Origin of the sequence: Janthinobacterium sp. PSPC1-1, assembly GCF_049897625.1 — a bacterium.
Lineage (GTDB): Bacteria > Pseudomonadota > Gammaproteobacteria > Burkholderiales > Burkholderiaceae_D > Janthinobacterium > Janthinobacterium tructae.
In genome coordinates this window covers 72,576-94,514 of sequence record NZ_JAFCWP010000005.1, presented here as the reverse complement: position 1 = coordinate 94,514, position 21,939 = coordinate 72,576, and the positions used below count along the sequence as shown (strand labels likewise).

Sequence of the window (21,939 nt, the reverse complement as noted above, 5' to 3'; positions counted from 1 at the left end):
AGTATCTGCTTCCGGGCCATGTGCACGCGCCCGCTACCAGCCAGGATGAGCATGAGCAGCGACCCTTCGCCCAGCACCGCATCTCCCCAGGACGACTTTGCGCGCGCCCACTTGCCGCCGCGCGCACTCTGGCCGCAACTGTGCCTGGACTTGCCAGAGCTGCAGTATCCGCCCCGTCTCAATTGTGTTGCCGTGCTGCTCGATGCGGCTGTCGCCAGCGGTGGCGGCGAGCGCACCGCCATCCTTGCCGACGGCCAGCGCTGGACTTACGCGCAGCTGGCGCGCCAGGTCGACCGCATCGCCCACGTGTTGCAGGCCGACCTGCGCCTGATCCCCGGCAACCGCGTGCTGCTGCGCGGCGCAAATACCCCGATGATGGCCGCCTGCCTGCTGGCCGTGCTGAAGGCCGGCTGCATCGCCGTGCCCACCATGCCGCTGCTGCGCGCGCGTGAACTGTCCACTATTATCCTCAAGGCGGAAGTAAACGCCGTGCTGTGCGCGCAGGGCTTGAGCGGGGAACTCGATGGCTTGCCCGGCTTACCGACCATGCTGTGTTTTGGCGCCGACGACGCGGAACTGGAACAGCGCATGGCAGTTCACGCCACCCCGCCCGTCCCTTTTCCTGCGCACGACACGGCGGCCGACGACGTTTGCCTGATCAGCTTTACCTCGGGCACGACGGGCGTCCCCAAGGGCACCATGCACATGCAGCGCGACCTGCTGGCCATCTGCGACTGCTTTCCCCGCTCCATGCTGCAGGTGCGCGCCGACGATATCTTCATCGGCACGCCGCCGCTGGCCTTCACTTTCGGCCTGGGCGGACTGCTGCTGTTCCCCCTGCGCTTTGGCGCTTGCGCCGTGCTGCTGGAAAAACTCACGCCCGAGGGTCTGCTGCGCGCCATCGGCGCCTATCACGCCACGATCTGCTTCACGGCGCCCACCTTTTACCGCCAGATGGCGCCCCTGGCCGCGCAGCACGAGCTGCGCAGCCTGCGACTTTCCGTCTCGGCCGGCGAGGCGCTGCCGCTGGCCACGCGCGACGCCTGGCAGGCCGCGACGGGACTGGCCATGACGGACGGCATCGGCGCCACCGAGATGCTGCACATCTTCATCTCCGCCACCGGCGAGGGCATCCGCCGCGGCGCCATCGGCAAGGCCATTCCCGGCTACCAGGCATGCATCGTCGACGACGCCGGCGTGCCGCAGCCGCCCGGCGTGACGGGCCGCCTGGCCGTGAAAGGCCCCACCGGTTGCCGCTACCTGTCCGACCCGCGCCAGCGCGAGTACGTACAGAACGGCTGGAACCTGACGGGCGACACCTTCGAGATGGATGCCGACGGTTATTTCTATTACCGCTCGCGCAGCGACGACATGATCGTCTCGGCCGGCTACAACATCGCCGGCCCGGAGGTGGAAGAGGCGCTGCTGCGCCATCCGGCCGTGGCCGAGTGCGGTGTGGTCGGGCGCGCCGATGCCGAGCGTGGCCAGATCGTCGAAGCGCACGTGGTGCTGAAGGACGGTTTTCAACCCAGTGACCTGCTGGCAGCCGAACTGCAGGATTTCGTGCGCCAGCAGATCGCCCCGTATAAATATCCGCGCGCCATCCGCTTTCTGCCTTCCCTGCCGCGCACGGAAACGGGCAAGCTGCAGCGCTTCAAACTTCGCACGGACACCCCATGAATATCGTCTGCATCGGCGGCGGTCCCGCCGGCCTGTATTTCAGCCTGCTCATGAAAAAGCAGAACCCGGATCACCGCATCACCGTCATCGAGCGTAACCGCCCGTACGACACGTTTGGCTGGGGCGTGGTGTTTTCCGACCAGACCCTGGGCAACCTGACCAACGCGGACGAGCCGACGGCGCGCGCCATCCTGCAGGCGTTCAACCACTGGGACGATATCGAGATCCACTTCAAGGGCGCGACCGTGCGTTCCGGTGGCCATGGTTTTTGCGGTATCGGCCGCAAGCGCCTGCTCAATATTTTGCAGGCGCGCTGCGAGGAACTTGGCGTGCAACTGGTGTTCGAGACGGAGGTGCAGGACGACCAGGCCATCGCGAAGCAGTACGGCGCCGAGCTGGTGATCGCCAGCGACGGCTTGAACAGCCGCATCCGTACGCGCTATGCGGCCAGCTACCAGCCCGAGATCGACCAGCGCCATTGCCGCTTCGTCTGGCTGGGCACGCGCAAGAAATTCGAGGCCTTCACGTTTGCCTTCCGCCAGACGCCACACGGCTGGTTCCAGGCGCATATCTATCAATATGACGGCGATACTTCGACCTTCATCGTCGAAACGCCGGAACACGTGTGGCGCGCCGCAGGCCTCGATGCCATGAGCCAGGAACAGGGTATCGCCTTTTGCGAAGCGCTGTTCGCCGAGGAACTCGATGGCCAAGGTTTGCTGAGCAATTCGCCGCACTTGCGCGGCTCGGCGCAGTGGATCACCTTCCCGCGCATCGTTTGCCGGCAATGGGTGCACCGGCACGATGGCGTGCCCGTCGTGCTGATGGGCGACGCGGCCCACACGGCGCATTACTCGATCGGTTCCGGCACCAAGCTGGCGCTGGAAGACGCCATCGAGCTGGCACGCTGCTTCGGCCAGCATACCGATACCGATGCTGCGCTGACCGCCTACCAGCAGCTGCGCGCCATCGAGGTGCTGAAAATCCAGAGCGCGGCGCGCAATTCCATGGAGTGGTTTGAAAATGTCGAGCGCTACAGCGCCATGGAAGCGCCGCAGTTCGCCTATTCCATGCTCACGCGCAGCCAGCGAATTTCGCATGAAAACCTGCGCCTGCGCGATCCAGCGTATTTGGCCGATTACGAACGGTGGCTGGCGCGGCGCGCGGGCGAACAGGCTGGCGTGGAAATGCGGGACGAGGCTTTGCCGCCCATGCTCACGCCCTTCCGGCTGCGCGGCGTGCTGCTGAAAAACCGCATCGCCGTCTCGCCGATGGCGCAGTACAGCGCCGTCGATGGCGTGGCGGGCGACTACCATCTGATGCACCTGGGCGCGCGCGCCATGGGCGGCGCGGGACTCGTGTTTGCCGAGATGACGTGCGTGTCGGCCGATGCGCGCATCACGCCCGCCTGCCCCGGCATGTACAGCGAAGCGCACACGCAGGCCTGGCGGCGCATCGTCGATTTCGTGCATGCCAACAGCGATGCGAAGATCGCCTTGCAGCTGGGGCACGCGGGGGCGAAAGGCTCGACGCGGCCCATGTGGGACGGCATCGACCTGCCTTTGACGCAGGATAACTGGCCGCTGCTGGCGGCGTCTAGCCAGCAGTATCTGGCCGGCGTGTCGCAGGTGGCGCGCGCGGCCACGGAAAGCGACCTGGCGCGCATCGAGCAGGACTTCGTGCGCGCCACCCTGGCCGCGGCCGTCGCCGGTTTCGACTGGCTGGAACTGCATTGCGCGCATGGCTATCTGCTGTCGAGTTTTATCTCGCCGCTGACCAACCGCCGCACGGACGAGTATGGCGGCAGCCTGGAAAACCGCTGCCGCTATCCGCTGCGCGTGTTTCGCGCCATGCGCGCCGCCTGGCCGCAGGATAAACCGATGAGTGTGCGCATCTCGGCCCACGACTGGGTCGAAGGTGGCATCACCCCCGACGATGCAGTCGTCATCGCGCGCCTGTTCAAGCAGGCCGGCGCCGACCTGATCGACTGTTCCTCGGGCCAGGTCAGTAAACTCGAACAGCCCGTGTACGGGCGCATGTTCCAGGCGCCGTTCGCCGACCGCGTGCGCAATGAAGCCGGCATCGCCAGCATGGCCGTCGGCTCGATTTTTGAAGCCGACCACGCCAACAGCATCATCGCCGCCGGGCGCGCCGACCTGTGCGCCGTGGGCCGGCCGCACCTGGCCAACCCGGCATGGACCCTGACGGAGACGGCGCGCATCGGCTACAGCGGCGCCGGTGCAACTTGGCCGAAGCAGTACCGGCCGGCGCAGCTGCAACTGGAACGCAATCTGCAGCGCGAGCGCCAACTGGCCGCCGCCAACACGGGCCTCACCCCGCAACAGGTGGCTGCGCGGCTGCTGGAAGGATGACATGAAGACGCAAGCATTGAAGGACAAGCATGCGTTGGTGACGGGCGCCGGCAGCGGCATCGGCCTGGCCTGCGCGGGCGCCTTGCTGGACGCGGGCGCCAGGGTCACCCTGGCCGGGCGCGACGGCGCGCGGTTGGCGCGCGCGCGCATGCAGCTGGAAGAGGGCGGTCACGCGGGCAGGGTGGCCATCTGCGTGCTCGACGTGAGCGTGGAGGCGTCCGTGCAGGCGGGCTTCGCGCAGGCTGCCGCGCATTTCGGCCGCATCGATATATTGATCAATAACGCGGGCCAGGCGCACGCGGCGCCATTCGGCAAGACGGATGCCGCCATCTGGCAGCAGATGCTGGCCGTGAACTTGACGGGCGTGTTTCACTGCTGCCAGGCGGCCATGCCGGCCATGCTGGAAGCGGGCTGGGGACGCATCGTCAACGTGGCGTCGACGGCGGGCCTGAAAGGCTACCGCTATGTCAGCGCCTATGTCGCCGCCAAGCACGGGGTGATCGGCCTGACGCGCGCACTGGCGCTGGAAGTGGCGCCGCGCGGCGTCACCGTCAACGCCGTCTGCCCCGGTTACACGGAAACGGAGATGGTGGTGCAGGCCGTGCAGAACATCGTGCGCAAGACGGGGCGCGGCGAAGACGCGGCGCGCGCGGAACTGGCGGCTGGCAATCCGCAGCAGCGGCTGGTGCAGCCGCAGGAAGTGGCCGATGCGGTGGCCTGGCTATGCCTGCCCGCGTCGGCTGCCATGAATGGACAATCGATCGCCGTCGCCGGCGGTGAAGTCATGTAGACAATGGATAAAATGGACAATGAACGCGACCTCCCGCAGGACGAACCGGTGCTGGACCTGGCCAGCCGCCTGACGCAGGACCACCACCAGTCGCTCAAGCTGTGGCTGCGCATGCTTTCGTGCACGGTGAAAATCGAAAACGAGGTACGCACGCGCTTGCGCGCCAGCTTTGGCATCACCTTGCCCCGCTTCGATCTGATGGCGCAGCTCGAGCGCTTTCCCGAAGGCTTGCGCATGGGCGAACTGTCCAAGCGCATGATGGTCACGGGCGGCAATATCACGGGCATCACCGACCAGCTGGAGCAGGAAAAACTGGTGCTGCGCGTGGTCGACCCGAAGGACCGCCGCTCGTACAGCGTCAAGCTGACGCCGGCCGGCCGGCGCGCCTTCGACGAGATGGCGCGCGTGCACGAAGGCTGGATCGCCGAACTGCTGCACGGCGTGACGCCGGACGACAAAACCCGATTGATCGACCTGCTGTCGCACATGAAACAGCAGTTGAATGACATTTCCATAAAGGACTGAGCATGCGTCACCTACCCGGCCAGCGGCAAGACCTGCCAGGCAACCGCGCCAGCTTGGGTCATTACGCCGCGCGGCATTTTCTGTTTTCCGTCGACGCAGGCGTCGCCACCTTGACCCTGCACCGGCCCGAGCGCAAGAATCCGCTCACCTTCGATTCGTATGCGGAATTGCGTGAGCTGTTCCGCGCTCTGGCGCATGCAGACGACGTCAAGGCCGTGGTGATCACTGGCAGTGGTGGCAATTTCTGCTCGGGCGGCGACGTGCACGACATCATCGGCCCGCTGACGCAGCTCGACATGCCCGGCCTGTTGGCGTTTACGCGCATGACGGGCGACGTGGTGAAAGCCATGCGCGCCTGCCCGCAGCCCATCATCGCCGCCATCGACGGCATTTGCGCGGGCGCCGGCGCCATGCTGGCGCTGGCCTCCGATATCCGCATCGGCACGGCGCGCAGCAAGACGGCTTTCCTGTTTACCCGCGTGGGCCTGGCCGGCTGCGACATGGGTGCCTGCGCCTTGCTGCCGCGCGTAATCGGCCAGGGCCGCGCCGCCGAACTGTTGTACACGGGCCGTTCCTTGCCGGGACCTGAGGCCGAGCGCTGGGGCTGGCTTAACCGTCTGGTCGAGCCGGAGGAATTGGGCGAAGCGGCGCAGCTGTTCGCCGCCGGCCTGGCCGGTGGTCCCACCTTCGCGCACGGCATGACAAAAAAAATGCTGCAGCAGGAGTGGAACATGGGCGTCGATGAAGCCATCGAGGCGGAAGCGCAGGCGCAGGCCATTTGCATGGCCACCAACGATTTTCACCGCGCCTATCACGCCTTCGTGGCGAAGGAAAAACCGCAATTTGAAGGCGATTGACATGAGCAGTACACGCGACACCACTTACCTGGACTGGCCGTTTTTCGAGGCGCGCCATGCCGCGCTTGAGTCTGAGCTCGATGCCTGGGCGGCACTGCACCTGGATGGCGCGCATGGCGCCGACGTCGACGCAGCCTGCCGCGCGCTGGTGGCGCAACTGGGGCAGGGCGGCTGGCTGGCATACGCCACCGGCACCGATGGCAAGATCGACACGCGCGCCATTTGCCTGATGCGCGAAACCCTGGCGCGCCACGACGGCCTGGCCGATTTCGCCTTCGCCATGCAGGGCCTGGGTTCCGGCGCCATCGGCCTGTTCGGCAGCTTGGAGAACAAGGCGCGCTATCTGCCGGACGTGGCCAGCGGCAAGCGTATCGCCGCCTTTGCCTTGTCCGAGCCGCAGGCCGGCTCCGACGTGGCGGCCATGGCGTGCGCGGCGCGGCGCGACGGCGACGAGTATGTGCTCGATGGCGAAAAGACGTGGATCTCGAATGGCGGCATCGCCGATTTTTACGTGGTGTTCGCCCGCACGGGCGAAGCGCCCGGTGCGCGCGGCATCAGCGCCTTCATCGTCGATGCCGACAATCCTGGCCTGGAAATCGCCGAACGCATCGCCGTCATCGCGCCGCATCCGCTGGCGCGCCTGCGCTTTGCCAATTGCCGCGTGCCCGTGTCGCAGCGCCTGGGCGAGGCGGGGCAGGGCTTCAAGGTGGCGATGGCGACACTCGACGTGTTCCGCACCTCGGTGGCCGCCGCCGCGCTGGGTTTTGCGCGGCGCGCTTTCGATGAAGCGCTGCGCCACGCGACAAAGCGCCAGATGTTCGGCCAGACCCTGGCGGACTTCCAGCTGACGCAGGCCAAGCTGGCGCAGATGGCCACCGGCATCGACTCTTGCGCCCTGCTGACCTACCGCGCCGCCTGGCAGCGCGACCAGGGCCGCAAGGTGACGAAGGAGGCGGCGATGGCCAAGCTGACGGCCACCGAGACGGCGCAGCAGGTGATCGACGCTGCCGTGCAACTGTTCGGCGGCATGGGCGTGGTCAGCGACCATCCGGTCGAGCGCCTGTACCGCGAAATTCGTGCCTTGCGCATCTACGAGGGCGCCAGCGAAGTGCAGCAATTGATCATCGCGCGCGAATTGCTGCGCGAGGCGAGGGACGCATGAAGCGCATGAATAACGAGGAGAATACGATGCAAGTGCTGCAACCACCGGGATGGGCCAGGCCGCGCGGCTATGCGAACGGCGTGGCCGCCAGCGGGCGCACGGTGTATGTCAGCGGCATGATAGGCTGGGATGCGCAGGGCCAGTTTCACACGGACGATTTCGCGGGGCAGGTGCGCCAGGCGCTGCAGAATATCGTCGCCGTGCTGGCCGAGGCGGGCGCCTTGCCCGAGCACATCGTGCGCATGAACTGGTATGTGCTCGACAAGAAGGAGTACGTGGCGGCATATCCGCAAATCGGCGTGGCCTACCGTGAGCTGATCGGCAAGCACTTTCCTGCCATGACGGCGGTGCAGGTGGCTGGCCTGATCGAGGATCGCGCCAGAGTGGAGATCGAGGTGACGGCGGTGCTGCCCGACTAACAACACCTAACAAAACCGTCGCGAGCGGAAGGGAGTTGTGGCTGAGAAGCGCAACTGTACGAAGGTACAGTGAGCATCGCAGGCCGCAAATACCGACGCGCAGTAGGTTTTGATAGGTGTTCTAAGAGCCCGTGCTGAAATACGGCACATCAACATCGTTTCCGACAGGCTGGAGCGCCATCTGTCATGCTCGCGCCTGGCAAGCTGTCAATGGCGCGCGCCAGCCTGTATAATGCCGCTGCGCGTGTCGCCATCGTACAATGGATAGTACAAGGTCCTCCTAAGACTTAAATGCAGGTTCGATTCCTGCTGGCGACACCACATTTCCACGCAGCGCGCGTCGGCAGCCTGACTTCATGCGGGCAACAATTACAGGTCGATAGCGATTGAAGTCCGAGATATCGGTACAATGCGTGCTTCATTCATCTAATCGGCAGCTGTTTTGCGCACCATGCGGTGTGCAGGAAACGGCGCCCGAGCACTCTTATTCATTATGGCTGTCATTTCTCTTTCATCGGCGCAACTTGCGTTCGGTCACGTCGCGCTGCTCGATCACGCGGAATTTTCACTGGAAAACTCGGAACGGGTGGGCTTGATCGGCCGCAACGGCACGGGTAAATCCTCGCTGTTGAAGGTCATTTCGGGCAAGTTCAAGCTCGATGACGGCTTGCTGGTGATGCAGCAAGGCATCAAGATCGCGTATGTGGAGCAAGAACCGCAATTCGACCCGGACATGTCCGTGTTCGACGCCGTCGCCTCCGGCATGGGCGAATCGCAAGCCTGGCTGAAGGAATACGACGAGTTGACGGGCCAGTTTGGCCAGGGCAATGACGACGAATTGATGGAACGCATGCACGACATCCAGGTCAAACTCGATGCGGCCGATGCGTGGAGCTTGCCGAACAAGGTGGAAACCGTACTCGATCGTCTGAATCTGACGGGCGACATGCTGATGAAAACCCTGTCCGGCGGGATGCAAAAGCGCGTCGCACTGGCGCGCGCGCTGGTCTCCGCGCCCGACGTGCTGCTGCTCGATGAGCCCACCAACCATCTGGATTTCAGCTCCATCCTGTGGCTGGAAGGCCTGTTGCGCGATTTCAAGGGCAGCGTGCTGTTCATTACCCATGATCGCTCCTTCCTCGACAACGTTGCCACGCGCATCATCGAACTCGACCGCGGTCGCTTGCTGTCGTACCCGGGCAACTTCACGGCGTACCAAGTACGCAAGGCCGAGCAGCTGGAAATCGAAGACGTGGAAAACGCCAAGTTCGACAAGTTCCTGGCGCAGGAAGAAGTGTGGATACGCAAGGGCGTCAAGGCGCGCCGCGTGCGCGACGAAGGCCGCGTGCGCCGCCTGGAAGCGCTGCGCCTGACGCGCAATGCGCGCCGCGACCAGCAGGGACAAGTCAAGCTGGACGTGTCGGCCGGCGAACGCTCGGGCAAGATCGTGGCGGACCTGGAAAACGTCTCGAAGATCTATGGCGACAAGGTCATCGTCAAGGATTTCAGCGCCACCATCTTGCGCGGTGATAAGGTCGGCCTGATCGGTGCCAACGGCGCCGGCAAGACCACCTTGCTGAAGATGATCCTGGGCCAGGAAGAGTCCGATACGGGCACCATCCGCCTGGGCACCAAGCTGCAAGTGGCGTACTTCGACCAGATGCGCACGCAGCTGAACGAGGAAGCGAACCTGATGGAAACCATCGCGCCGGGTAGCGACTGGGTCGAGATCAATGGCCAGCGCCGCCACGTGATGACGTATCTGAACGACTTCCTGTTTGCGCCGGAACGCGCCCGTTCGCCCGTCAAGTCGCTGTCCGGCGGCGAGCGCAACCGTTTGCTGCTGGCGCGCCTGTTCGCCAAGCCGGCCAACGTGCTGGTGCTCGATGAGCCGACCAATGACTTGGATATCGATACCCTGGAATTGCTGGAAGAGTTGCTGGAAGAATACACCGGCACCGTCTTCCTCGTCAGCCATGACCGTACCTTCCTCGACAACGTGGTCACGCAGGTGATCGTCGCCGAAGGCGAGGGCAAGTGGCGCGAGTTCGTCGGCGGCTACACGGACTGGGAGCGCGTGCGCACCTTGCCGATCGCCACGGCGCCAGCCAGCAAGCCGGCCGTGAAGGTCGAGGCTGCCGCACCGGCGGCCAAGCAGAAAAAGCTCAGCTACAAGGATCAGCGCGAACTCGACGAACTGCCGAACATCATGGCAGCGCTGGAAGATGAGCAAGCCGTGCTGGCAGGGCAATTGTCGCATCCCGATTTCTACAAGAAAACGCCGGCTGAAGGCAAACGCCTCAATGCGCGCGTGGCAGAAATCGAGAAAGAGTTGCTGGCAGCGCTGGAAAAGTGGGAAGCGATCGAAGCGCGCGCCAAAGGCTGAGTTGCCTGTCATTGATTGCCGCCTGTGGCAATTAATATCAAAATTGATACTGTAGTGATAAACTCTGGCTGAAGCGGGTGTTGCAGCCCGGCGCGTGTAGCGTGTCGGGCTGCAACATACTCTCCGTTACAGACCCCGGAGCGGCATTGCGTCTTGTTGATGTATCAAAGACAATATTTCTGATACTATTCCCCGTGTTGTTACTGTAGCGGCGTCAGCCGCAAGCAATCTTCATTTGCCAGCCATCACCAGACCGGAAACGGGGGAGCGCCTTCATGTTTGACCGACTCGCGCTGCCACGCGTGCTGCCTTTTTTTACTTATCTATTTTTTATTCTTATTGCTGATGTGTTAATATGGGCGGGCTATGCTCAGGAGCAACTACGCTATTTGTATGTGGTGAAAATTGGCGTCGTTCTGGCTCTGCTATGGCTATATCGCCGGCACTATACGGAGCTGGCCTGGCCCGGTCCGGCGCTCATGGGATGGCGTGCCATTGTCTTGGCCGTGCTGGCGGGCATCGTGGTGCTGGTGCTGTGGCTCAACCTGGGCGCGTCCTGGATGGTCATCGGCGAGTCGGCCGGTTTCGATCCGCGCTCCGGTAATGGCTACGACTGGCCGCTGCTGCTGGCGCGCATCGCCGGTGCCGCGTTGGTGGTGCCCGTGATGGAAGAGTTATTCTGGCGCTCCTTTCTATTGCGTTGGTTACAATCGCCGAATTTTCTGGCCGTTGAACCGTCACTGCTGAGATTTCGCTATATTCTTATTACGGCGATACTGTTTGGCTTTGAACATAATTTGTGGTTGGCGGGCATTCTTGCCGGCTTAGCATATGGGTGGCTCTACGTGCGTTTTCGCACCCTGTGGTCGGCCATCATCGCGCATGGCGTGACGAATGGCTTGCTGGGTGTCTGGGTACTCATGACTGGGCAATGGGCTTATTGGTAATCGCGTCATCGGCGCCATTAGTTAATGCAGTTAATGCAGTAATCACAAAGATGAAAAAAATGTTGAGCTTGACTGAAAAAAAGTGCGCTGCCCGTGACGCAGTACGAGCTGTTTTTCGCACGCCGCGCCTGGGTGCGCTGTCGCTGCTGATCGGCGCTGCCTTCAGCACGGCCGTCCATGCCGAAATCAGCGACACCATCCATCCGTTCATCCGGACGTCGATTGCCTATGACGACAACTTGCTGCGCCTGAGCGAGTTTCCGGGGCAAACGCCGGATCTGAGCGATACCAGCCGGACGGTGCAAGGCGGCCTCCTGTTCGAACGTCCTATCGGCCGGCAGTTGTTCACGGGCTACGCCAAGCTGAGCCGCGTGACCTTCAACCGTTTCACGGAACTCGATTACAACGGCAAGGACGCGCTGGTCGATTGGGCCTGGCAGTTGGGCAACCACGTACAGGGCCATCTGGGTACCAGCTACCTTGAAACGCTGACGCCATTTGCCGATACCAATTCCAAGGAGCGCAATTTGCGCACGCAGCGCCGCCATTATGCGGATGTGACCTGGCTGTTCCATCCCAGCTGGCAGGTGCGCGCAGGTTTTTCGCGCTTCGATGCGGACTATGAATTGCTCGCGCAAAAGATCAACAACCGCTCGGAAGACGCAACCGAACTCGGTCTCGACTATCTCGCCGCCAGCGGCAGCAAGGTGGGCGTGCAGCTGCGCCGCCTGAAGTCGGACTATCAATTCAAGGGCGGCGCAGGGACGGGTTTTCCCGATAATGATTACACGCAGGATGAAATCAAGGCCAATGTGCTGTGGCTCGTCAGCGGACCGACCAAGCTGTCGTTCCTCGGCGGCTGGGTGCGGCGTACGCATCCGCTGTCGGGTTCGGGCAGCAGCAGCGGCGCCAACGGCCGCCTGATTGCCGACTGGGTGGCGACGGGCAAATTGCGATTCAATGCGGCACTGTGGCGCGAATTCCAGGTGGTTGAAGGCGGCATCGTCGGTAGCAGCCTGAACAAGGGCGCCAGCGTGGCGGCCTTCTGGAGCGCTACGGCCAAGGTGGGTGTCAATGCCCAGCTGCAGCACGAGAAGCGTGATTTCAGCACCATCAATGGCTTCACGGCCTTGAATGGCCTGTCCGATGCGAGCACCAGCGCTTCGCTGGGCCTGACTTACACACCACTGCGCAATATCACGCTGGAAGCGGATACATTTCGCAGCAGGCGCAGCGGCAATCCTATCGTGGGCAGCAATAGTTACCGATCCCAAGGGGTTTCGTTCTCCGCCAATGTTCAATTCTGAAAAGTAAAATGACGATTAACGATATACCCTTGATTTCCTTTTTTCAGCGTGTGCTCGACCCCCTGGTCATCATGGTCACGCTGTATGTATGCTCGATCCTGCTCGGCTCTTCCTTCGACGGTTATGCCCTGATATTGATGATACTGGCGTTTTTCATTTCATCGACCATCTATCAGCATATCGACCCGTATCGCGCCTGGCGTGCCGGGCGCATGTGGGCCTATGCGCGCGACGTGATCGTCGGCTGGGCCGTCACGGCGCTGATCCTGGTCATGCTCGGCGTGGTCAGCGGCCTGGCGCAGCATTATCATGTCAAGGCCGTGTGTGCCTGGTTTGTCATCACGCCGTTGCTGCTGATTTTCCTGCAACTGGCGGTGCGCCGCGCGCATTCCATCCAGGGCAACGGCGACGAAGTGCGCTCTGTCGCCATCATCGGCGCCAACAATGTCAGCGTGCGCTTTGCCGACGCCATCAGCAAGCACCCGAACCTGTTCATGCAGGTGGACGGCTACTTTGACGACCGGGAAGAGGAGCGCTGGCCAGAGGACATGTATCACCCGATGCTGGGCCGAATGGATGAGATTGCCGCTTACGTGCGCAGCAAGCAGACCAAGATGATTTTCATCAGCCAGCCCATCTCGGCGCAGCCGCGCATCCGCAAGTTGCTCGATGAATTGCAGGACACCACCACCTCGGTGTATTTCCTGCCGGATATTTATGTATTTGACCTGATGCAGGCGCGTTTTGATAATGTGTGCGGCATGCCCGTCATCGCCATCTGCGAATCGCCATTTACAGGCTGGAACAGCACGATCAAGCGCATGAGCGACCTGGTGCTCGCCTGCCTGATCCAGTTGTGCCTGCTGCCGCTGATGCTGATGATTGCCATCGCTGTAAAGGTGACCTCGCCCGGTCCCGTCATTTTCAAGCAGCGTCGCTACGGCCTGTATGGCGAAGAAATTATCGTCTATAAATTCCGTTCGATGACGGTGTCGGAAGACGGTGCCAAGGTGGTGCAGGCCACCAAGGATGACCAGCGGCTGACGCGCATCGGCGCTTTCCTGCGCCGCAGTTCGCTCGATGAGTTGCCGCAGTTTATCAATGTGTTGCAAGGGCGCATGAGTATCGTTGGTCCGCGACCGCACGCAGTGGCGCACAATGAGCAGTATCGCAAGTTGATCAAGGGCTATATGTTGCGCCACAAGGCCAAGCCGGGCATTACCGGCTGGGCGCAGGTCAATGGCTTGCGGGGCGAGACGGAAACCCTCGACAAGATGGAAGCGCGCGTGCATTTCGACCTGGACTATCTGCGTAACTGGTCGCTGTGGCTGGACCTGTGGATCGTGGTGCGCACGGTGCAAGTGGTGCTGAAACGGGAAAATGCCCATTGATGGTGCGACAGACTATCAAGAAGATTGCCGCACAGCCAAGCATTGTGACGTGGCGACAACTCCCAAGTTGCCCGGCGTCTGGCTTTTATGTTGACTAAAGAAAATTAGTTGCAGCATTTGTGATTTCTATAATTCTGTTGCATAATTTGTACCTGTTGCATGCTAAAGTGATTGCAGGACCTGTAAGATGACATGCTGAAACAATGTAGTGCATGCATCGTTTTGATCCGCCTGCCCGAAAAGCGTGGCAGCGCTTGAAAACATGTTGAACCCTCTGAGATGGCGAGTCCGATGAAAATGAAACGAATGAATGTACAACAACGCATCCTGACCGCTGGCGTTATCCTGTTGACAGTGGCCGGCCTGGCCGCCTGTGGTGGCGATAAGCAGAAGAAGGTGGGGCAGGCGCTCGCCAGCGTGAATGGCGAAGAAATCACGGCGCTGCAGCTGAATGAGGAATTGCAGCGCGCCGGCGTGCCGGCGGCGCAGCAGGAGGCGGCCAGCAAACAATTGCTCGAAGCGCTGATCGACCGCCAAGTGGTCGAAAATGTTGCGTTGAAAGAAAAGATCGACCGCGATCCGAAGGTCATGCAAGCCGTCGAGCGGGCCAAGGCGCTGATCATCAGCCAGGCCTACATGCAAAAGAAACTGAGCGGCATGGCGCCTCCGAGCAAGGCCGAAGTGGAAGATTACTTCAATAAGCACCCTGAGTTGTTCAGCAATCGCAAGCAGTTCGACATGCGCCAGTTGCTGATCGCCAGCAAGGATATGAACGATGCGCTCAAGCAAGTGATCGACAAGAGCAAGTCGCTCGATGAGGTAGCGGCCTGGATGGAGAGCAACAAGATCGGTTTTGCGCGTGGCCAGGTGTCGCGCACGACGACGGACCTGGCGCCGGAACTAGTTGCCAAGTTGCAATCCATGCCGAAAGGCCAGCTGTTCATCATCAATGAAGGTGAACGCGCGATGCTGATGACGATCGTCGACATCAAGGATGTGCCGGTCAAGCTGGCCGCCGCCGCGCCGCAGATCGAGCAGTACCTGGTCAATACCAGGGCCAAGGATGCCGCCAAGCAAGAAATGGAGCGCCTGCGCGCAGCGGCCAAGATCGAGTATCTGAACCAGCCAGCTGCTTCTGCTGCAACTGCGGCGTCGGGTGCGGCTTCTGCAGCCTCGGCTAGCGCCAGCGCTGCGGCTACCGCACGGGGCGTTGCTGGCCTGAAATAAGCATGCCTGGCACCATTGATATTTTGCATAACTAACCGTAATGACCGACGAGATCGAGCTGATGATGAAACGACTGATACTTTTGATAATGACCTCACTGCTGGCCTTCACGCTGGGCAGTGCCAATGCCGGAGAAGTCGTGCTCGGCGCGGGCGACGTGCTGAAGATTTCCGTCTACGGCAACCCGGATCTGGGCGTGGAGACGCGCGTCAGCGAAGCGGGCGACATCACGTTCCCCCTGATCGGCCAGGTCAACGTCATGAAAATGCCCGTCGCCGAGGCGGAAAAGAAGATTGCCAACAAGCTCGAAACGGGCGGCTTTGTGAAAAAGCCGCAAGTCAATATCATCGTTACCTTGTTGCAAAGTCAGCAAGTGTCGGTGCTGGGCCAGGTGAACCGGCCGGGCCGTTATCCGGTCGATGGCCGCCGCAGCCTGCTTGACTTGCTGGCGCTCGCCGGTGGCATCGGTCCCGAGGGCGGCGATACGGTCAGCCTGATCCGCAAACGCGATGGCAAGACCACTACCGATGTCGTCGATGTCGTGGAAATGGTGCGTACTTCCGACCTGAACCGCGATTTTGACCTGGCCGCCAACGATGTTGTATTTGTAGAACGCGCTCCACGCATCTATATTTATGGTGAAGTGCAACGTCCAGGCCCCATGCGCCTGGAGCGCTCGATGACGGTGCTGCAGGCGCTGTCGGCCGGTGGTGGCCTGACCCAGCGCGGCACCGAGCGCAACATCCGCATCAAGCGCCGGGGGCCGGATGGCAAGTTGCAGATCCTCGATGCCAATCACGATGACCTGCTGCTCAGCGACGACGTGGTGTATGTGAAGGAAAGCTGGTTTTAAGAGCCGATTCCAGCAGTGAGCGTCTTCTGCTGGGATAGGCTCCAAGTGATGGTGGCAGCTTTGCTGCCTATTTTGTACCGATTGTTTTGCGATGATATGAGACGGTTTCTATGAATTTCTCCCAGTTTTTACTGATATTGCGCGCTCGCCAGCGCGTCATCTGGATCACCCTGGTGATCGTGGTGGCGGCAACGCTGGCGATCAGCCTGCTCCTGCCCAAGACGTACAAGGGCACGGCATCCGTGTTGCTCAATTACAAGGGCGTCGATACCGTCACGGGCCTGGCAATGCCGGGTCAACTGATGGCCGGCTACATGGCGACGCAAATCGATATCATCAGCAGCAAGAACGTTGCCCTGCATGTCGTCGATTCTCTGAAGCTGGCGCAAAATCCTGCCGTCATCGCCCAGTTCAACGCTGCCACGGGCGGCGAGGGCACGGTGCGTGACTGGCTGGCCGATCTGTTGCTGAAAAAACTCGAGGTCGTACCTTCGCGTGAAAGTAGCGTTGTAGAAATCAGTTTCAGCGGTTCGGACCCGAGTTTCGTGGCCGCCATCGCGAATGCCTTTGCCGAAGAGTACCAGCGCGTCAGCATCCAGTTGAAAGTCGAGCCTTTGAAAAAAGCCTCGGCCTATTTCAACGATCAGACGCGCCAGATGCGCGATGTACTGGAAGCAACGCAAAGCCGTTTGTCCAAGTATCAGCAGGAAAATGGCATCGTCAGCCTGGATAACCGCGTCGACGTGGAATCGAACCGCCTGAACGATTTGTCGCAGCAACTGGTGATGGCGCAGTCGCAGTCGATGGAAGCGACTTCGCGCCAGCGCATGGCGCAAGGCGCGTCGTCGCTGGAATCGCCCGATGTGGCGCAAAATCCGATGATCCAGAATTTGAAGATTGCCCTGGGCACGGCCGAATCGAAGTTTGCCGAGATTTCACAGCGCCTGTCGCAGAACCACCCGCAATACATCAGCGCCAAGGCGGAACTGGATAAATTGCGCAGCGACCTGGCAGCGGCTATCCGTGTCACTGCAGGCAGCGTGAGCAACAATGCGCAGATTTTGCAGCAGCGCGAAAGTGCCATCCGTAGTGCCATGGCGGCGCAAAAAAGCAAAGTGCTGGAACTGAACCGCACGCGCGACGAAATGGGCGTGCTGATGAAGGATGTCGAAAGCGCCCAGCGCGCCTACGACGCCACGTCGCAGCGTTTTTCGCAGACCAGCATCGAAGGCCAGGCCGAACAGTCCGATATCTCTATCCTCAATCCTGCCGTGCCGCCGGTCGTGCCAGCGGGGCCGAAAGTCATCCTCAACACCGTGCTTGCCTTCTTCTTTGGCGGCTTGCTTGGCCTGGGTTTGAGTATTCTGTTGGAAATGCTGGACCGCCGCGTGCGCTCCGAACGCGATCTGTTCGATGCGCTGCAAATTCCGGTGCTGGGCGTGATCGCCTGGCAAGCGCCGAAGCGCCGCCGCTTCAAGTCCCTGAAGTCGGTGTTGTCGAGCCGCTTGCGTTTGAATTAATTAGATAGGAAACACAATGAATCATCCTGCACTGGCTGGCCATGTACCAGCGCCTGCCGCCCACACGGCGCACGTTGGCGATTCCAGCATCGGCGGCTTGCTGCTGGAATCGGGCAAGATCACGCCGGAAAATGCCGAACGCGTGCTGCGCATGCAGAAGGAACTGGGCATCCGTTTTGGTGAAGCGGCGCTGCGCCTGGGCCTGATCACCGAAGCCGATATCGAGCAGGTACTCGCGCGCCAGTTCAATTATCCCTACCTGCCGCGCGGTAGCGGCAACTTTTCGGACAAGCTGATTGCCGCGTACGAGCCATTTGGCCAGCAAGTCGAAACCTTGCGCGCCATCCGCAGCCAGCTGATGTTGCGCTGGTTCGCGCGCGGCCGCAAGGCGCTGGTGGTGGTGAGTATCAATGCGGACGATGGCGCAGCCATCTTTGCCGCCAACCTGGCCGTGGTCTTTTCCCAGCTCGGCGAGCAAACCTTGCTGGTCGATGCGAACTTGCGCGCGCCGCAACAGCAGGAATTCTTCGGCCTGAAAGGGCGCCAGGGCCTGTCGGACCTGCTGGCTGGCCGCGGCGACCTGGACGCGATCGCCAAGATCGATTCGTTTGTTGCCCTGTCGGTCATGAGCGCGGGCACCTTGCCGCCGAATCCGCAGGAATTGCTTAGTCGCACTTCATTTGCCACACTTAACGAGCAAGTCGCCTCGCGCTATGACGTGGTGCTGTACGACGTTGCGCCATTCTCCAGCGGCTCGGATGCGCTGGCCGTCGCTGCGCGGGCGGGCGGCGCCTTGCTGGTGGCGCGCAAGAATGCCACTGGACTGGCCGATCTGGCAACCTTCGCCGAACAGCTGGAGCGTAACGGTGTTGAAATTGTCGGTACCGTCATGCAAGAGTTTTAACCCCGCATTATCGCTGCCCTTGTGCATATCGTGCCTAACCAGACATGATATGCACGCTTCCTCTGCCCGAACTTGCTTGGCCGCCATGTGCGGCCATTTTCATGATGTGAACAAGCGGCACACGAATTCTTTCCGTGATGAAATAGAGCGGCTTGTCCTGGCGTCGTAGCAATTACCGCTTATGATTCAACTATCGCTCGTTGAGCGCGTCGTCGCTCGGCAAAGATGGCCGCTTGCGATCGGATAGGGGGAATGCCTGACGGTGGCAACACTGACAAGGCCAGGCCATGTTCAACGTCAAGCCAGGCCTGGTTTTTATTGCGCCAGCAAGGATGCGAAATGTATAGTGGACAAACGATGTATTTCCACAATGGAGGGATGGCAACATGAAATTTCTGTTCGAAACAGTCCGACAATTGAGCAGCGATCACAGGGGGCCAGATGCCGGCAGTGCCATGGCGGGCGCAGAACGCTTGCGCCGGGGCGCGCTGGGCGTGTTGCTGGCCGCGGCGATGGCCGTTGCCGTGCCTGCCGGCGCCACTTGCCTGGACAAGGCGCCCTTGCGCGGCGTCAATCTGGCCGGGGCAGAATTCAATGGTGGCAAGATTCCCGGTACCGTATTCAAGGATTTCATGTATCCGAGCGCGAGCGATATCAGCTACTTTGCCAATCTGGGCGCGAACATGCTGCGCCTGCCGTTCCGCTGGGAACGCTTGCAGCCTGTCGTGGGCGGTCCGCTCGACCCGACGCAGCTCAGGTTTATTGCCAAGGTGGTGGAGACGGCGAAATCGCGCGGCATGTGCGTGCTGCTCGATGCGCATAACTATGGTGCCTACAACAATATTCCATTGGGCAGGCCTGGCGCGACGACCGAGGACTTCGCCGATTTCTGGGTACGCATGAGTGCAGCCTTTCCTGATGTTGATACGGTCGCGCTTGGACTCATGAACGAACCGGTGCTGACGAGCCTGAGGCAATGGGGCGAAACGTCCAAGGCCACGCTGGCAAAACTGCGTGAAAATGACGCGAAACACCTGGTCGTCATTGCCGGCGGTACCTATAGTGGCGCGCACGACTGGGCCACACCGCGCGATGGCGTGTCCAACGCCACGACTTTTGCTAGCGTGAAAGACCCGCTGGCGCGCACCCTGATCGAGGTACACCAGTATGTCGACTCGAATTACTCGGGAACCAAGGCCGATTGCATCTCTCCGGCCAAGCTGACGGATATCCTCGAAAAGGTCAGGGTCTGGGCCGTGGCCAACAAGCAAAGTCTGTTCATGGGCGAATTTGGCGTTGCCGACACGCCAGAGTGCCGGCCCACCTTGCAGGCGGCGCTGACGTCGATGCGTAACGCGCCATGGGCCGGTTGGACGTACTGGTCAGCGGGCGCGTGGTGGGGCAAGAATTATATCTTCAGTGTGCAGCCGGTCGTGGGTGTGACGCGCAATTCCCTGTCCCTGCTCCAGGTCGAGTGGCAAAAATAGACTGTGGCGTAGCGTGCCACGTCGCTTGTTGCGCCCGCATGACCGCGCCAGTTGGCGCGGTCATGCGCCCCGTTTTGTCGCGGAACTTGCCGCTGAAGTGCGCGTGTTGCCGTTCGTGTCAATCCGTTTCCGTCGTGGCAGCTGCGGCAGGTTAAAGTTGACCAAGAGAATCATTTTTCCGTATGGCAAGTGATTGATTGCACAGGGATTTGTCTCTTTTGCCAATATTTGCGCGTGGACGAAAAAATAGCCTGCCCAAATGCGGTATTTCAGCTTGACCAGCGTCGCGGCTCCGTTATAATCTTAATGTTTTGTTAAAATAGTTTCTTATCCTTTAAAGGTTTCTGGGGGAGCTATCTTGCAAATACGATAGGCCGAGGTTTAACCGATGCCAACGATGCTGTGCTATACCATTCGGTAAGGCCGGCGCTTTTGATACGACAGTCATTCATGGGGTAGTGATGCAAACCTCTTCCTTAAGCTCGCGCGGCGCCGTGATACCGTGGTGGAAGGCCGCCATTCCCGAATGGGGACCGGTCGTGGTCGGTTTGCTGGCCCTGTACGTCCCGTCCTTTTATGACCTGATCACTGGCTTGTGGATGAGCGAGGAGCAGGCGCATGGCCCGATCATCCTCGTGCTGTCGACCTGGCTGCTGTACCGCAAGTGGCCGGAAATGATGGCAAGAACCGAAGGCCAGCCTTCGTCCAAGGCAGGCTGGATCGTCGCCGTGGTGGGCCTGGTCATGTATGTGCTGGGCCGCTCGCAACAGTTTTCCATCTTTGAAATCGGCTCCTACATCGTCCTGCTGGCCGCAGTGCTGCTGATCAAGCGCGGTACCCTGGCCTTGCGCATCATGTGGTTTCCCCTGTTCTTCATGCTGTTCATGATTCCCTTGCCCGGCATCCTGGTGGCGATGTTGACGATGCCGATGAAGACGGCTGTGTCGTATGTCACTGAACATGTGCTGTTTTTCCTTGGTTATCCGATCGCCCGCAGCGGCGTGATTTTGCAGATGGGCCAATATCAGTTGATGGTAGCAGATGCCTGCGCCGGTTTGCACACGCTGTTTACGCTCGAAGCCCTGGGTTTGTTCTACCTCAATCTGGTGCGCCATACGTCTGCCCTGCGCAACGGCGTGCTGGCCGTACTGATCGTGCCGATTTCCTTTACCGCCAATGTGATCCGCGTGATGACCTTGACCCTGATTACGTATTATTTCGGTGACGCGGCAGGACAGGGCTTCCTGCATGGTTTTGCCGGCATGGTGCTGTTCATTTCCGCCCTGTTGCTGATCCTGGGCGTTGATTGGCTGTTGCAGGCGTATGTGCAGCGGCGGGAGAAAAAACATGCTTGATACACTGCAAGGTATGCAGCGCAAGACGCTGTTCGCGGGCCTGCTGCTGGGCGTGCTGATGGTATCGACCTCGGTGCTGACGAAGATAGTGACGCCCACGGTCAAGATGTCCGAAGGCAAGCCCATGCTGGACCTGACGGCGCTGGTACCGGCCGAGTTTGGCGAGTGGCATGAAGAGCGCGATGCGGCAGCCGCCGTGGTCAACCCGGAAGCCGAGGCTGCGCTGGCGAAGATTTACACGCAAACGCTGGCGCGCACCTATGTGAACGCCGCTGGCGAACGCATCTTGCTGTCGGTCGCCTATGGCGATGACCAGCGCGGCGAAGCGACGCAGGCACACCGCCCCGAAATTTGCTATACGGCGCAAGGCTTTGCCATCACCAGCAATGACGTGGGCGTGCTGAAGGTGGCCGAGCGCAACATTCCCGTGCGCCGCCTGGTGGCAGTCAGTGGCAGCCGCAATGAGCCGATTACCTACTGGGTGACCGTTGGCGACCGCGCTACCTTGCCTGGCGTGGGGCGCAAGCTGCTCCAGCTGTTCTATGGCCTGGGCGGCAAGGTGCCCGATGGCTTGCTGTTCCGCGTCTCGAGCATCCAGGCCGACAAGACGGCGGCGTATGCGTTGCAGGATCAGTTCGTCAATGCCCTGTTTGCCCATATCGGCAAGACGCCGACGGAAAAACTGGCCGGCAAGTTCGATGACTAGCAATAACACGGCGTGCAGCCTGACCAATCTGTCTTATTAACCGATGATGAA

Annotated in this window: 18 protein-coding genes and 1 tRNA gene; all 19 read left to right on the top strand. The window is 61.1% G+C overall.

All coding sequences use genetic code 11. The features are described 5' to 3' along the window. Positions 1-51 precede the first annotated feature (51 nt). The 19 genes from ACP7EG_RS17050 (at position 52) to epsI (ending at position 21,888) form a co-directional block, all read left to right on the top strand. A complete protein-coding gene (locus tag ACP7EG_RS17050) occupies positions 52-1,680 on the top strand; it encodes an AMP-binding protein (RefSeq protein WP_426088575.1) in 1,629 nt (542 codons plus the stop codon). Beyond that, positions 1,677-4,052, top strand: a complete 2,376-nt coding sequence (locus ACP7EG_RS17045) for a bifunctional salicylyl-CoA 5-hydroxylase/oxidoreductase (protein ID WP_426088574.1) — start codon at positions 1,677-1,679, stop codon at positions 4,050-4,052. The genes ACP7EG_RS17050 and ACP7EG_RS17045 overlap by 4 nt, the downstream gene beginning before the upstream one ends. Position 4,053: 1 nt before the next feature. Continuing rightward, the gene (locus tag ACP7EG_RS17040) at positions 4,054-4,842 is read left to right on the top strand and encodes an SDR family NAD(P)-dependent oxidoreductase (protein WP_426088573.1); all 789 of its coding nucleotides are present in this window, start codon (positions 4,054-4,056) and stop codon (positions 4,840-4,842) included. 12 nt (positions 4,843-4,854) lie between these two features. Further along, the gene (locus ACP7EG_RS17035) at positions 4,855-5,367 is read left to right on the top strand and encodes a MarR family winged helix-turn-helix transcriptional regulator (protein WP_426088572.1); all 513 of its coding nucleotides are present in this window, start codon (positions 4,855-4,857) and stop codon (positions 5,365-5,367) included. A 2-nt stretch (positions 5,368-5,369) separates the two neighbouring features. Next, positions 5,370-6,224 carry an enoyl-CoA hydratase family protein gene (locus ACP7EG_RS17030; RefSeq protein ID WP_426088571.1) on the top strand — a complete coding sequence of 285 codons (855 nt, stop codon included), beginning with the start codon at positions 5,370-5,372 and terminating at the stop codon, positions 6,222-6,224. Between the two features lies 1 nt (position 6,225). Continuing rightward, positions 6,226-7,386, top strand: a complete 1,161-nt coding sequence (locus ACP7EG_RS17025) for an acyl-CoA dehydrogenase family protein (RefSeq protein WP_426088570.1) — start codon at positions 6,226-6,228, stop codon at positions 7,384-7,386. 26 nt (positions 7,387-7,412) lie between these two features. Further along, complete coding sequence (locus tag ACP7EG_RS17020; protein ID WP_426088825.1) at positions 7,413-7,805, top strand: RidA family protein; 393 nt, start codon at positions 7,413-7,415, stop codon at positions 7,803-7,805. Positions 7,806-8,051: 246 nt separating this feature from the next. Continuing rightward, a tRNA-Arg gene (locus ACP7EG_RS17015) sits at positions 8,052-8,126 on the top strand. Between the two features lie 172 nt (positions 8,127-8,298). Continuing rightward, positions 8,299-10,191, top strand: coding sequence for an ATP-binding cassette domain-containing protein (locus ACP7EG_RS17010; RefSeq protein ID WP_426088569.1), 1,893 nt, complete (start codon positions 8,299-8,301; stop codon positions 10,189-10,191). Between the two features lie 275 nt (positions 10,192-10,466). Continuing rightward, positions 10,467-11,138: a CAAX prenyl protease-related protein gene (locus tag ACP7EG_RS17005; RefSeq protein WP_426088568.1), complete on the top strand. Its 672-nt coding sequence runs from the start codon at positions 10,467-10,469 to the stop codon at positions 11,136-11,138. A gap of 59 nt (positions 11,139-11,197) precedes the next feature. Further along, entirely contained in the window at positions 11,198-12,445 is a 1,248-nt protein-coding gene (epsL, locus tag ACP7EG_RS17000; protein WP_426088567.1) for an XrtB/PEP-CTERM-associated polysaccharide biosynthesis outer membrane protein EpsL, read from the top strand. Positions 12,446-12,453: 8 nt separating this feature from the next. Next, complete coding sequence (locus ACP7EG_RS16995; protein ID WP_426088566.1) at positions 12,454-13,836, top strand: undecaprenyl-phosphate glucose phosphotransferase; 1,383 nt, start codon at positions 12,454-12,456, stop codon at positions 13,834-13,836. Positions 13,837-14,142: 306 nt separating this feature from the next. Beyond that, positions 14,143-15,063 carry an EpsD family peptidyl-prolyl cis-trans isomerase gene (locus ACP7EG_RS16990; protein WP_426088565.1) on the top strand — a complete coding sequence of 307 codons (921 nt, stop codon included), beginning with the start codon at positions 14,143-14,145 and terminating at the stop codon, positions 15,061-15,063. An 88-nt stretch (positions 15,064-15,151) separates the two neighbouring features. Then, a complete protein-coding gene (gene epsE, locus ACP7EG_RS16985; protein WP_298408387.1) occupies positions 15,152-15,916 on the top strand; it encodes a polysaccharide export protein EpsE in 765 nt (254 codons plus the stop codon). A gap of 110 nt (positions 15,917-16,026) precedes the next feature. Next, on the top strand, positions 16,027-17,436 hold the full coding sequence (gene epsF, locus ACP7EG_RS16980; RefSeq protein ID WP_426088564.1) for a chain length determinant protein EpsF: 1,410 nt from the start codon (positions 16,027-16,029) through the stop codon (positions 17,434-17,436). 16 nt (positions 17,437-17,452) lie between these two features. After that, positions 17,453-18,340: a chain length determinant protein tyrosine kinase EpsG gene (gene epsG, locus ACP7EG_RS16975; protein ID WP_071078899.1), complete on the top strand. Its 888-nt coding sequence runs from the start codon at positions 17,453-17,455 to the stop codon at positions 18,338-18,340. A gap of 455 nt (positions 18,341-18,795) precedes the next feature. Then, entirely contained in the window at positions 18,796-19,827 is a 1,032-nt protein-coding gene (locus tag ACP7EG_RS16970; RefSeq protein ID WP_426088563.1) for a glycoside hydrolase family 5 protein, read from the top strand. A 461-nt stretch (positions 19,828-20,288) separates the two neighbouring features. Then, the gene (xrtB, locus tag ACP7EG_RS16965) at positions 20,289-21,182 is read left to right on the top strand and encodes an exosortase B (RefSeq protein ID WP_426088562.1); all 894 of its coding nucleotides are present in this window, start codon (positions 20,289-20,291) and stop codon (positions 21,180-21,182) included. Further along, a complete protein-coding gene (gene epsI, locus ACP7EG_RS16960) occupies positions 21,175-21,888 on the top strand; it encodes an exosortase-associated protein EpsI, B-type (RefSeq protein ID WP_208624507.1) in 714 nt (237 codons plus the stop codon). The genes xrtB and epsI overlap by 8 nt, the downstream gene beginning before the upstream one ends. The last annotated feature ends 51 nt before the right edge of the window (positions 21,889-21,939 follow it).

Coding starts and splice junctions, on each gene's coding strand:
- ACP7EG_RS17045 (WP_426088574.1), top strand. CDS start 1,677: ATGAATATCGTCTGCATCGGCGGCGGTCCCGCCGGCCTGTATTTCAGC.
- ACP7EG_RS17050 (WP_426088575.1), top strand. CDS start 52: ATGAGCAGCGACCCTTCGCCCAGCACCGCATCTCCCCAGGACGACTTT.
- epsG (WP_071078899.1), top strand. CDS start 17,453: ATGAATCATCCTGCACTGGCTGGCCATGTACCAGCGCCTGCCGCCCAC.
- ACP7EG_RS17010 (WP_426088569.1), top strand. CDS start 8,299: ATGGCTGTCATTTCTCTTTCATCGGCGCAACTTGCGTTCGGTCACGTC.
- ACP7EG_RS16995 (WP_426088566.1), top strand. CDS start 12,454: ATGACGATTAACGATATACCCTTGATTTCCTTTTTTCAGCGTGTGCTC.
- epsE (WP_298408387.1), top strand. CDS start 15,152: ATGACCTCACTGCTGGCCTTCACGCTGGGCAGTGCCAATGCCGGAGAA.
- ACP7EG_RS17035 (WP_426088572.1), top strand. CDS start 4,855: ATGGACAATGAACGCGACCTCCCGCAGGACGAACCGGTGCTGGACCTG.
- ACP7EG_RS17020 (WP_426088825.1), top strand. CDS start 7,413: ATGCAAGTGCTGCAACCACCGGGATGGGCCAGGCCGCGCGGCTATGCG.
- ACP7EG_RS17025 (WP_426088570.1), top strand. CDS start 6,226: ATGAGCAGTACACGCGACACCACTTACCTGGACTGGCCGTTTTTCGAG.
- ACP7EG_RS17005 (WP_426088568.1), top strand. CDS start 10,467: ATGTTTGACCGACTCGCGCTGCCACGCGTGCTGCCTTTTTTTACTTAT.
- epsI (WP_208624507.1), top strand. CDS start 21,175: ATGCTTGATACACTGCAAGGTATGCAGCGCAAGACGCTGTTCGCGGGC.
- ACP7EG_RS17030 (WP_426088571.1), top strand. CDS start 5,370: ATGCGTCACCTACCCGGCCAGCGGCAAGACCTGCCAGGCAACCGCGCC.
- ACP7EG_RS17040 (WP_426088573.1), top strand. CDS start 4,054: ATGAAGACGCAAGCATTGAAGGACAAGCATGCGTTGGTGACGGGCGCC.
- ACP7EG_RS16990 (WP_426088565.1), top strand. CDS start 14,143: ATGAATGTACAACAACGCATCCTGACCGCTGGCGTTATCCTGTTGACA.
- xrtB (WP_426088562.1), top strand. CDS start 20,289: ATGCAAACCTCTTCCTTAAGCTCGCGCGGCGCCGTGATACCGTGGTGG.
- epsL (WP_426088567.1), top strand. CDS start 11,198: ATGTTGAGCTTGACTGAAAAAAAGTGCGCTGCCCGTGACGCAGTACGA.
- epsF (WP_426088564.1), top strand. CDS start 16,027: ATGAATTTCTCCCAGTTTTTACTGATATTGCGCGCTCGCCAGCGCGTC.
- ACP7EG_RS16970 (WP_426088563.1), top strand. CDS start 18,796: ATGGCGGGCGCAGAACGCTTGCGCCGGGGCGCGCTGGGCGTGTTGCTG.